The sequence below is a fragment of the Sphingomonas paeninsulae genome, from assembly GCF_003660165.1.
GTDB classification, from domain to species: Bacteria; Pseudomonadota; Alphaproteobacteria; order Sphingomonadales; family Sphingomonadaceae; genus Sphingomonas_O; species Sphingomonas_O paeninsulae.
Genome location: NZ_CP032829.1, coordinates 1,109,249 through 1,120,936 on the forward strand (window position 1 = coordinate 1,109,249; position 11,688 = coordinate 1,120,936).

Sequence of the window (11,688 nt, forward strand, 5' to 3'; positions counted from 1 at the left end):
GAATGACCCTGTCGCCGGTTGAATGGTCAAGCTTGAAACCCCGGCAATGTGCGTTTTTTAGTGCGTTTTCCGCGTAATTTCCCTATGACCATTCAATGACAGATACACCGACTGATGCCCTCCCCGAAAACGTCCCCAATGCCAATGAATATGGCGCAGATTCCATCAAGGTTCTCAAGGGGTTGGACGCCGTTCGCAAGCGCCCCGGAATGTACATCGGCGATACCGATGACGGGTCGGGCCTGCACCACATGGTGTTCGAAGTTTCGGACAACGCCATCGACGAAGCACTGGCCGGACATTGCGACCGGATAGAGATCACGCTGAACCCAGACGGCTCGGTCACGGTCGAGGATAACGGCCGCGGCATCCCGACCGGCATTCATGCCGAGGAGGGCGTTTCGGCAGCCGAAGTCATCATGACCCAGCTTCACGCCGGGGGTAAGTTCGAGAACACGTCAAACGACAACGCTTACAAGGTTTCAGGCGGCCTGCACGGCGTCGGCGTCTCGGTCGTCAACGCACTCAGCGAATTTCTCGACCTGACGATCTGGCGTGACGGGCAAGAACATTTCATGCGCTTTGCCTTTGGCGATGCCGTGGCTCCGCTGAAACTGGTCGGCCCCGCGCCGGTCGGCAAAAAGGGTACGAAAGTCACCTTCCTGCCGTCGCCCGCGACGTTCAAGATCGTCGAATTCGATTTCGACAAGCTCGAGCACCGCTTCCGCGAGCTGGCGTTTCTGAACTCGGGCGTGCGCCTGTTCCTAATCGATGCGCGTCACGAAGAGCGCAAGGAAGTCGAACTTTACTACGAGGGCGGAATTGCCGCGTTCGTGAAATATCTCGACCGCGCAAAGTCGCCATTGTTCCCCGAACCGATCTCGGTCACCGGCCAGCGCGACGATGTCAGCATCGAGGTCGCGCTTGAGTGGAACGATTCATATTATGAAAACGTGCTGCCGTTCACGAACAACATTCCGCAGCGCGACGGCGGCACCCATCTGGCCGCATTCCGCGCCGCGTTGACGCGCACGCTCAACAACTATGCCGAGAAATCGGGAATGTTGAAAAAGGAAAAAGTTACGCTGACCGGCGACGATATGCGCGAAGGTTTGACCGCGATCGTTTCCGTCAAACTCCCCGATCCGAAATTCAGCAGTCAGACCAAGGATAAGCTGGTTTCATCCGAAGTCCGCCAGCCTTTGGAAAGCCTGATGGCCGACAAGATGGCCGAATGGCTCGAGGAAAACCCCGCTCACGCAAAGAGCATCATCCAGAAGACTATCGACGCCGCTGCTGCGCGCGAGGCGGCCAAAAAGGCGCGCGAACTGACCCGGCGCAAGGGCGTAATGGACATTGCCAGCCTGCCTGGCAAACTCGCCGATTGTCAGGAACGCGACCCCGCGAAGTCCGAACTGTTCCTGGTCGAAGGAGACTCCGCAGGCGGCTCAGCCAAACAGGGCCGCGACCGCCATTATCAAGCAATCCTTCCCCTGCGCGGTAAGATCCTGAACGTCGAACGTGCGCGTTTCGACCGAATGCTGTCGTCGCGGGAAATCGGCACGCTGATCCAGGCGATGGGCACCGGCATCGGGCGGGACGACTTCAACCTCGCCAAGCTTCGCTATCACAAGATCGTCATCATGACCGACGCAGACGTCGACGGCTCGCACATCCGCACGCTGTTGCTGACGTTCTTCTATCGCCAGATGCCCGACATCATCAACGCCGGGCACCTCTACATCGCCCAACCCCCGCTTTATAAAGCGGCGCGCGGACGCAGCGAAGTCTATCTCAAGGACGATGCCGCGCTCGACGATTATCTGGTCGAAGCAGGCGTTGCCGGAACCCGCCTTGAAAGCGCTGGCGGCGCTCGTGCGGGTGAAGATCTGAAGATGCTGGTCGATCATGCCCGCCGGATGCGCGCGTTGATGAAGTACGTCCCACGGCGTTACGACCCTGCCATCATCGAGGCATTTGCCCTGATGGGTGCACTCGATCCGAATCTCGCCACAGAGGGGCGTCAGGAGGCCGCAAACCGTTCGGCACAATGGCTGAACCGCGCCGATCCCGAAGCCAAATGGAGCGCGCGTATTGCGGCAGAGGGAGGCTATCACCTCGAGCGCTTGTGGCGCGGCGTGACCGATCACCACATCATTGAATCCGCGTTCCTGATCTCGCAGGAAGCCCGCCGCCTCCACACACTGGTTGCCGAACAGGCCGAAAGCTATGCATCAATCGCGCGACTGGTGACGATAGCGAAAGCGCCGGCACCATCGACCGTTGAGATCGTGGTTCCGAAAACAGGCGTTGCAGATGGCGACGATGCGGACGTCGAAGTCGAAGACACCGCTCCGATCAATGCAAAGGGCATTCATATCACGCGCCCGTCCGACTTGCTCGACGCAATCCTGACCGCAGGGCGCAAAGGCCTGTCGATCCAGCGTTACAAGGGTCTTGGCGAAATGAACGCCGAACAATTGTGGGAAACCACTCTCGACCCACAGAATCGCGCGATGCTCCGGGTCGAAATTTCGCAAGCCGACATGGCCGACGAGATTTTCACGCGATTGATGGGCGATGTCGTCGAACCACGCCGCGAGTTCATTCAGGAAAATGCGCTTAACGTGGCGAATCTGGACGTCTGAGAATTCAGAAAACCACGCATCCTCGGCCAACTGGCAGATGATGCGTGGCATTCTCGCTACGGCTCATCCCCGTCGCATCGGCACTAGGCCGTAAGTTCTATCGCGGTCCTGCTATCCCGCCGGCGCAGCATCAGAACCAGCGCAAGCCCGCTTCCCGCCATTAACGCACCGGCCAACGAAACTGCCGGATAGCCAAGCCCGGCGCTTATAACGGCCCCGCCGAGCGCTGCACCGATCGCATTTCCCAGATTAAACGCCCCGATGTTCATCGCTGAGGCAAGATTGGGCGCTTCCGCCGCCTCCGTCATCACGCGCATCTGAAGTGGCGGGACCAGCGCGAAACTCGCCACCCCCCACAGGAAAATCAGCACCACCGCGACTGCGGGCCAGTTCATTCCAAAGGCGAACAGGATCAACAGCCCCATCAGGCTCGCCAGCGTCACGATCAAAGTGCCATCGACCGAACGATCGGCATAACGCCCGCCCAGCCAATTCCCCACCGTCAGTCCGATGCCATAGATGAACAGCATCGCCGCAACGAACGCGGTCGAGGCATGTGCCTGCGTCTGAAGAATCGGTGCGATATATGTGAAGACCGTAAACATCGCGCTCGATCCGATTACGGTCAAAGCCAACGCCACCAACACAGGCCCCCGCGCAAGCACGCGCAGTTCGGCCCGCATATCGCTGCCGCTATCTGCCGGGATCACTGGTAACGCGAAGCGCAATGACGCCATCGCTATCAGACCAAGGCCAGTAACTCCCCAGAACACTGTCCGCCAACCGAATTGTTCGGCGGCCCAGGCAGCGAAGGGCACGCCACCGACATTGGCGATCGTCAGTCCCATGAACATCGCGGCGACGGCACCGGCGCGCTTGTTCGGCGGTACCAGACCCGCTGCAACCACCGATCCCACGCCGAAAAATGCGCCGTGGTTAAACGATGTAAAAACGCGCGCGAACATCAACGTCGCATAGCTTTCCGAAAGCGCCGCCAGCAGATTTCCGACGGTGAAAATACCCATCAAGGCGATCAGCAATGTCCGCCGAGGTACCCGCGCGGTCGTCAACGTCATCAACGGCGCGCCGATCAGCACACCGATCGCATAGGCACTGACCAACAGCCCCGCGGTCGGGATCGAAACGCCCAAATCGGTCGCTACGATTGGCAGCATTCCCATTGGTGCAAATTCGGTGACACCGATGCCAAACGCTCCAACCGCAAGGGCCAGAATGGCGGGATTAAATTTCATGGCAATTTCCGTAAATGTTCACGCAGCACAGATGGTCGTTCCGTCCACAACGCGGTAGATCGATTAACGGACCAACAGTTTTGCTGGGAAATCACAAATGAGCCGATCAATGGTGGATCGAGCGGGCGAAATGGAAGCGTTCGACGCGGTCGCTCGCACTGGGAGCTTGTCGGCGGCGGGTCGTTTACTTGGGCTTACCCCATCGGCGCTCAGCCGGATCATATCGCGCATTGAATCCCGGCTGGGTGTGCGCCTGATGATTCGCACAACCCGCACATTGTCGCTCACCCCCGAAGGCGAAGCTTATCGTTTGGCTGCGCGCCGGATTCTGGCGGATATGACGGAGTCCGAAGGCGCGATCTCGTATCAGGCGTCGCCACGCGGGCGACTGCGCGTCAGTGCATCGCTTGCCTATGGTCGGCTTACAATCGTGCCTCTGCTGGGTGAGTTCGTGGCCCTCTATCCCGAGATATTGGTCGATCTCAGTCTTGGGGATGAATTGACCGATGTGCTCGGCGGAAAGGCCGACGTCGCCATCCGGTTCGGTCCGCTGTCCGACAGCCCGCTTACCGCGCGGCGGCTCGGTTCGAACGGTCGCACGATCATTGCGTCTCCTGAGTATCTGAAGCGAGCGGGGACGCCGACCGTGCCAGAAGACTTGCTCGATCATAACTGCCTCAACTTCAACTTCAGGCGCGCGGACCCCGGCTGGCCGTTCATGCGCGATGGTCATCAGATCGCCCTGAACGTCGGCGGAAATATCGAAGCGAACAACGGGGAAACGCTGGTTCAACTGGCGCAACGGGGCGTCGGCATCGCTCGCGTCGGCAGTTTTCATGTCGAGGCTGATATTGCCGCAGGCAATCTCATCGCATTACTGCAACTCTATAATCCCGGTGACACCGAAGACCTGAATGCTTTGTTCGTCGGGGGTGCCAGCACGCCCCGCCGCGTGCGCGTATTCGTGGATTTTCTGGTCGAACGATTGGCCGAGCAACGTTGACCCGGCCGACGTGCTGCAAAATCAGCTGATCCGCTGATGCATCACAGCCAGTTTCAATTCCGGATACCAGGCCCGTGCACCCTCCGGTTCGACTTCGCTTGCGACGACGGCCAACTGGCGATTAACCTTCGAACGGTGATGCATCCGCGCGGTGTTTTCCTGACCGATGTAACAGCCTTTGGTAAAGCTCACCCCGTTCAACTCGCGCGCGTTGGCTTCCAGCCACAGCGTCTTGTCCTGCCCCAGTTCGTCTGCTCCTTCGGCCACGCCCAATGCCAGTCGATGCTCATGCCAGCCGGTCGCAACTCCATCCGGCGCGGAGATCCAGCGATACCCGAGCGCAGAGTTGCGCGGATCCGGCGTCGTTCCCTCGGTCAACGACCAATGCACCGCCAGCCCCGGATCCTTCGCAATCGTAATCGGTCGGCGCAATCGATAGATCGACAGTCGGCGGACCAGCGCATCGGCCTGCGCCGCCTCGCAGTCGATCAGCAGATCGGCACCATCCGACCAGACAATAAAATCGAACAGCGCCTTACCCTGCGGTGTCAGTAGCCCTGCCCAAACCGGCAACGGCCCCGCGACATCGTTCGTCACCAACCCTTGCAGAAACTCGCGGACGTCCTCGCCGGAGAGTCGGATAATGGCGCGGTCTGCCAAAGTCGTGGCGGGTGATGTTGTTTCAGTCATGCCGCTAATCTAGGGACTGGCCAGCGGAAACCCAAACCGGAGCCCCGATGACTGCTCAGCCCGTAACCAATCTGACGATTCGCCGACCCGATGACTGGCACGTCCACCTCCGCGATGGCGCAATGCTCGGCGGGGTTGCGGGCTATACGGCGCGCCAATTCGCACGGGCGATCGTGATGCCGAACCTTGCTCCACCTGTGACCACAGCAGCAGCCGCCGCCGCGTATCGCGCGCGCATTATCGACGCGTTGCCACCGGGCACCGACTTCACACCGTTGATGACCTGTTACCTCACCGATGCCGCCGACCCGGACGAGATTGCGCGCGGGTGGGAAAGGGGCGTCTTCACGGCCGCCAAACTCTACCCCGCTCATGCGACGACCAATTCCGCGCATGGTGTAACCGACATCGGCAACCTGACCAGCACATTGGAGCGTATGCAGCGGATCGGAATGCCTCTGCTGGTTCATGGCGAAGTTACCGATCGCGCGACCGATATCTTTGACCGCGAATCCGTTTTCATCGATCGGACACTCGTCAAACTCATCCGCGATTTTCCCGCGTTGAAGGTCGTTTTCGAACATATCACGACAGCCGAAGCGGTCGCTTTCGTGGACGCTGCCGGCCCACAGGTCGCCGCGACGATCACTCCGCATCATCTGATGCTGAACCGCAATGCGATGTTCGACGGCGGCATTCGCCCTCATGCCTATTGCTTGCCCGTCATCAAGCGTGAGCGTCACCGTCTCGCCCTGCGGAATGCGGCGACTTCGGGTTCGTCCAAATATTTCCTCGGCACCGACAGCGCGCCGCACGCGGTTTCAGCAAAGGAAACGGCCTGCGGCTGCGCAGGTATTTTCAACGCGCCCTATGCACTCGAAAGCTATGCGACCGTGTTCGACGAAGAAAACGCTCTCAACCGGCTTGAAGGATTTGCCTCCGAACACGGCCCACGTTTCTACGGCCTGCCACTAAACGCGGGCACAATTACTCTGGAGCGCGCGCCTGTTGCCATTCCCGCAAGTCTGCGCTGTGGTGAAACCGATGTTTCCCCGTTTCACGCCGGGGAAACGATCGGTTGGCGCTTTATAGCTTAGAACGGCAACCAGCGGCTCTTTTCGGTGAACTTCATATAACCGATATTGGCACCCAACCTCATCCCGACGCCGAGCCTGACCGGGATCAACACGATATTGCCGCGCCGCAGATAGGTCGCAGAGAATCCGCCTACGAAATAAGCCCGTCCTTCGACTTGTGGATATCGGCGGAACAGATCCTGACTGTCATACAGGTTGTAGACGAGCGTAAAGACTTTGGTCGCATCACCGCCGACATCGAAACCGACCGAGGGGCCGGTCCAATACGCCGGTCGCTGGCCTTCGACCTTGTGGCTGAGCGTACCCGAACCGTAGCGCAAGCCGACGACGAACGCTCCTGATGCTTCCCGGCCTGCGATATAGGCGTTCGGTTCGCCCTGATCCTTCAGGATTTTTTCGAGCAGTCCCGCAAGCCCCGCTGCGCCCTTGCCAAACACACCCTCTGCCGCACCGATCAGATCGTCCTTGTGATAGGTTGGCGTGGCCTGTGTCGCGAGCGAACTGGCAGGAGCAGTCCCTGCCGCCCCTGTCGTCTCAACAGGCACCGTCGTTGTGTCCGCAGGCGGAGGTGTTTCGTATTGTGGCCTGTCGTACTGTGGCCTGTCATTCTGTGGCTTATCATATTGCGCCTGGGGTGGCGGCGCTTGTGTCGCATAGCCACGTTCGCCCGGAACAGGTTGAGAAACATCGGCCTGGGCGGCGGCGTTGGGATCGACCGTCCGAACCTGGGCCAGAACGGGTGTTGCTACCAACGCAAATGCGGCGGCGATTAGTGAAAATACAGGCTTGCGTAACATGATCGATCCCCGGGACGCGCTCTTGGTCAGACGGTTAACCGCGTTCGCCCTGTCCGTGCAATGAACGACGCGCTGGTGCGAGTCGATTTTGCGCCAGCTTGCTTATGCCGATGGACGGTTGAATGCTCAGCAAGCCCCCGCTATAGGCGCAGTTCGCTACCAGCCGGAGACGTGGGTGAGTGGCTGAAACCAACGGTTTGCTAAACCGTCGTAGCGAGTAATCGCTACCGCGAGTTCGAATCTCGCCGTCTCCGCCAATAACCATAGTATGCAGATTCGCGCCCGGTGCGGCGGGTGTTCACTTGGTAATGGTGGCCAATCCGAGACCAGCTCAATCGTTATCGATAGTTTTGATCGAAACTTTTGCTATCTTTCACGGAAATAAGCGGCACACTCATCAACAGAGCCAACCAGCCGCAGCTATGGACATATACGACGTGTAGCTGATTTTTGGGCCGCTTTATCGACAACATATTGAAACGGCCGGTCGAAGTCGCAAATGCTCAAGCTTGAGGGGGTGCTGATCACTGAAAGAGTAGGTCAGGGACACTTGCATGAGCTTAGCGCGTAAAGTCGGCGGCAGGATTTTCAAAACATTGCGGGGCGTTCGATCGCCCGTGCCGGATATCATAGGTCATACCGAATACAGGTCTTTGCTGAAGATGCCGCCATTCACCCACGGCAGCGGAATGCTCTTCGATCGGCCCATCGCATTCGCTGACATCACCGGATATCTGCATTCAGTCGCCGAAATCTTTGCCGAAGAGGTGTATCGGTTTAATTGCGAGACAGCCGCACCGCACATCATCGACGCCGGCGCGAACATTGGTCTGAGCGTAATATATTTCAAGCAACTGTTTCCTGGTGCCACCATTGTTGCTTACGAACCCGATCCTGAAATGTTCAGGCTGCTGGCTCAAAACATCAGCAGCTATTCAGGGATATCGCTTCGACAGGCTGCTGCGTGGGTCGAGGATACGGAACTCACTTTTTACACCGAAGGATCGCTTGCTGGGTCGAGCGAGGTAGACTTTCTGAACACTGGGGCCAGCACGACGGTGGCCGCTGTCCGGCTGAAGGACGAGTTGCGTAAAAAGCACGTAGATTTCTTGAAGATCGACATCGAAGGAGCGGAAAATAGCGTCTTGTTCGACATTGAGGACGAGTTGGATAACGTCGGCCTGCTGTTTTTCGAATATCACAGTCCACATACAAAGCCGCAACTTCTTGGTGAGATGCTAAAGATGGTCGCGTCAAAGGGTTTTCGTTATATCATCAATGGCGCACACGCTCCCCGACTCCCCTTCATCGAAAAATTGGCCTGTGGCTTCGACCTCCAGCTCAATGTGTCGTGCTTCCGACCCTGATTACGTCAAACAGGTTTGCGCGAAAGTCGTAAGCACTCGATAACACTCGGCGACTTGCCCCGACGCGTCGCGCCCGGCATACGCGCACCTATGTCAGAACTCCTCAAGATCAGCCTTCCCGACGGTTCCGTGCGCGAAGTTCCACACGGCACAACCCCTGCCGATATCGCTGCCGCAATCGGTCCGGGCCTTGCGAAGGCCGCACTGGCCGGACGCGTCAACGGTGAAGTCCGCGACATCATGCGGCCATTTGATGGCGATGCTACGCTGGCGTTGATCACTTCGCGGGATGAGAGCGACGCGCTGGAACTGGCGCGCCACGACTTCGCGCACGTCCTCGCCGAAGCAGTGCAGAACCTGTTTCCAGGCACACAGATCACGTTCGGACCATCGACCGACGACGGCTTTTATTACGACTTCGCCCCCGCTGGCGAGCAGTTCACCGAAGAGGACCTGCCTGCGATCGAAGCCGAGATGCGCGCCATCATCGGTCGCGACGAAAAGCTCATCCGCGAAGTCTGGGCCCGTGACGATCTGATCGCAAAGTGGCAGGCCGAGGGCGAAAGCTTCAAGGCCGAATGGGCTGCCGGACTTCCGAGTGGCGAGGAACTGACTGTTTACCGTGCGGGCAACTGGATGGACATGTGCCGCGGGCCTCATCTTGCCTCCACCGGCAAACTTGACCCGCAGGCGTTCAAGCTGACGCGCGTTTCGGGTGCGTATTGGCGTGGTGACCAGAACAACGCGATGCTCAGTCGCATCTATGGCACGGGTTGGCTGAACAAGAAGCAACTCGACGCGCATCTCCTCCGTCTGGAAGAAGCCGCCAAGCGCGACCACCGCCGCATCGCTCAGGAAATGGACCTGTTCCACCTCCAGTCCGAAGCGCAAGGCTCTATCTTCTGGCATCCCAAGGGCTACATTCTGTGGCGTCAGTTGGAGGCCTATATGCGCCGCCGCCTCGACGCTGCGGGCTATGCCGAGGTCAAGACACCACAGCTTATGGACGCGCGTCAGTGGGAAGCATCGGGCCATTGGGGCAAATATCGCGAAAATATGTTCGTGGTGCCCGATGAGGTTCCGAATATCGAGGACGAAGGCCCGATCCTGACCGGTGAAGGCGACCTCATGGCGCTGAAACCGATGAATTGTCCGGCGCACGTCCTGATTTTCCGTCAGGGCATCAAGTCGTATCGCGACCTGCCGATGCGGCTTGCCGAATTCGGCTGCTGCCATCGCAACGAGCCGCATGGCGCGCTGCACGGCATCATGCGCGTCCGCCAGTTTACGCAGGACGACGCGCACATTTTCTGCCGTGAAGACCAGATCGTCGAGGAAGTGCGCCTGTTCTGCGATCTCCTCGATGTTGTCTATAAAGATCTCGGGTTCGCCAACTATGCGATCAAACTCGCGCTGCGACCTGAAAAGCGCTTTGGTTCAGAGGAAATGTGGGACCGCGCCGAGAATAATTTGCGCGATGCCGTCCGTCAGGCTGGCCGCGCGGGCGAAGAATATGGCTGGGAAGAGTTACCCGGCGAAGGTGCCTTCTATTCGCCCAAGCTCGAATTCCACCTAACCGACGCGATCGGACGGACGTGGCAGTGCGGCACAATCCAACTCGATTACGTCCTGCCCGAACGTCTCGACGCGTCATATGTGGGAGAGGACGGTGCCAAGCATCGCCCGGTCATGCTCCACCGCGCCATCCTCGGCACGTTCGAACGCTTCATCGGAATATTGATCGAACACCATGCCGGACGCTTTCCACTGTGGCTTGCCCCTGTACAAGCGGTCGTTGCCACGATCGTTTCCGAAACCGACAGCTACGCGCATGAGGTCGTCGCCGCACTCACGGCGGCGGGCATTCGCACAGACATCGATCTGCGGAATGAGAAAATTAACTACAAAGTCCGCGAACATTCGCTGGCCAAGGTGCCGCATTTGCTCGTGGTCGGAAAACGGGAGGCCGATGAGCACACCGTGGCAATCCGGACACTCGGATCGGACGGCCAGCGCATCATGAGTCTCGACGAAGCCGTGGCTATGCTTGCATCGGAGGCTCGCGCCCCCGATATGCAGTGAAGCAATCTCGCCACATCGTCTGTGGATTCGTGCGCGTGGGCTTTGCCAAAATCCCCGCGATCGCGTAAAGATTGATCGACATAACTGAAACACTGGAGTCCGCGCTATACCACCCCCAATGACTCGCCGCCCCATGGGGCAGGCGCCAATGCCAAACAACGGCCCCCGTTTCAACGAATTCATCCAGTCGCAGAAGGTGCGGGTGATCGATGAGAACGGTGAGAATCTGGGTGTGATGCTAACGCGCGAAGCGATGGAAGCTGCGCGTGAAATCGGACTGGACCTCGTTGAAGTGTCTCCAAACGCCGATCCACCGGTCGCAAAATATCTCGACGTGGGTAAGTTCAAGTACGAGGCGCAGAAAAAGGCGAACCTCGCACGCAAAACTCAGCACACGCAAGAGATCAAAGAGATCAAGATGCGTCCGAACATCGACGATCATGATTATGATACGAAGATGAAGAAGATTTTCGAATTCATCGGCGACGGTGACAAGGTGAAGGTTACGCTGCGATTTCGCGGACGTGAGCTTTCGCATGGTCAGCTCGGCATGGCGCTGCTTCAGCGTGTGCAGGCCGATATTGTCGAGATTGCGAAGATCGAACAGCATCCGCGCTTCGAAGGGCGCCAGATGTTGATGGTCGTTGCACCTAAATAATCTAACGGCCCCGATCCCATTGGATTGGGGCCTTCGATTTCCGTAACGTCACCTCCGCAACACTGTTGCAAAAAAGCCGCGATGACATTGAAA

9 protein-coding genes and 1 tRNA gene are annotated in these 11,688 nt (G+C 58.6%); 7 read left to right on the forward strand and 3 right to left on the reverse strand.

What is annotated here, in order from left to right:
• Positions 1-95: 95 nt before the first annotated feature.
• Complete coding sequence (gyrB, locus tag D3Y57_RS10975; RefSeq protein WP_121153015.1) at positions 96-2,648, forward strand: DNA topoisomerase (ATP-hydrolyzing) subunit B; 2,553 nt, start codon at positions 96-98, stop codon at positions 2,646-2,648.
• Between the two features lie 83 nt (positions 2,649-2,731).
• Here the strand turns inward: gyrB and D3Y57_RS10980 are convergent, their stop codons facing one another.
• Positions 2,732-3,901 carry an MFS transporter gene (locus D3Y57_RS10980; protein WP_121153016.1) on the reverse strand — a complete coding sequence of 390 codons (1,170 nt, stop codon included), beginning with the start codon at positions 3,899-3,901 and terminating at the stop codon, positions 2,732-2,734.
• A 97-nt stretch (positions 3,902-3,998) separates the two neighbouring features.
• Between D3Y57_RS10980 and D3Y57_RS10985 the strand changes: the two genes are divergently transcribed.
• A complete protein-coding gene (locus tag D3Y57_RS10985) occupies positions 3,999-4,904 on the forward strand; it encodes a LysR substrate-binding domain-containing protein (RefSeq protein WP_121153017.1) in 906 nt (301 codons plus the stop codon).
• Between the two features lie 21 nt (positions 4,905-4,925).
• Here D3Y57_RS10985 and ygfZ read toward each other — a convergent pair whose 3' ends face one another.
• On the reverse strand, positions 4,926-5,594 hold the full coding sequence (gene ygfZ / locus D3Y57_RS10990; RefSeq protein WP_121153018.1) for a CAF17-like 4Fe-4S cluster assembly/insertion protein YgfZ: 669 nt from the start codon (positions 5,592-5,594) through the stop codon (positions 4,926-4,928).
• Positions 5,595-5,641: 47 nt separating this feature from the next.
• On the opposite strand from ygfZ, the gene pyrC reads away from it, so the two are divergent.
• Positions 5,642-6,691 (forward strand): dihydroorotase, encoded by a 1,050-nt coding sequence (pyrC, locus tag D3Y57_RS10995; RefSeq protein ID WP_121153019.1) that lies wholly within the window; start codon positions 5,642-5,644, stop codon positions 6,689-6,691.
• On the opposite strand, the gene D3Y57_RS11000 is transcribed toward pyrC, so the two are convergent.
• The gene (locus D3Y57_RS11000) at positions 6,688-7,488 is read right to left on the reverse strand and encodes an EipA family protein (protein ID WP_121153020.1); all 801 of its coding nucleotides are present in this window, start codon (positions 7,486-7,488) and stop codon (positions 6,688-6,690) included. The two genes, pyrC and D3Y57_RS11000, sit on opposite strands and share 4 nt — an antisense overlap.
• A 165-nt stretch (positions 7,489-7,653) precedes the next feature.
• Here D3Y57_RS11000 and D3Y57_RS11005 point away from each other — a divergent pair.
• The 4 genes from D3Y57_RS11005 (at position 7,654) to infC (ending at position 11,595) form a co-directional block, all read left to right on the forward strand.
• Positions 7,654-7,745 (forward strand) — tRNA-Ser (locus tag D3Y57_RS11005).
• Between the two features lie 297 nt (positions 7,746-8,042).
• A complete protein-coding gene (locus D3Y57_RS11010) occupies positions 8,043-8,855 on the forward strand; it encodes an FkbM family methyltransferase (protein WP_121153021.1) in 813 nt (270 codons plus the stop codon).
• 90 nt (positions 8,856-8,945) lie between these two features.
• Positions 8,946-10,937 (forward strand): threonine--tRNA ligase, encoded by a 1,992-nt coding sequence (thrS, locus tag D3Y57_RS11015; RefSeq protein WP_121153022.1) that lies wholly within the window; start codon positions 8,946-8,948, stop codon positions 10,935-10,937.
• Between the two features lie 148 nt (positions 10,938-11,085).
• Complete coding sequence (gene infC, locus D3Y57_RS11020) at positions 11,086-11,595, forward strand: translation initiation factor IF-3 (RefSeq protein WP_239026035.1); 510 nt, start codon at positions 11,086-11,088, stop codon at positions 11,593-11,595.
• Positions 11,596-11,688: the final 93 nt, after the last annotated feature.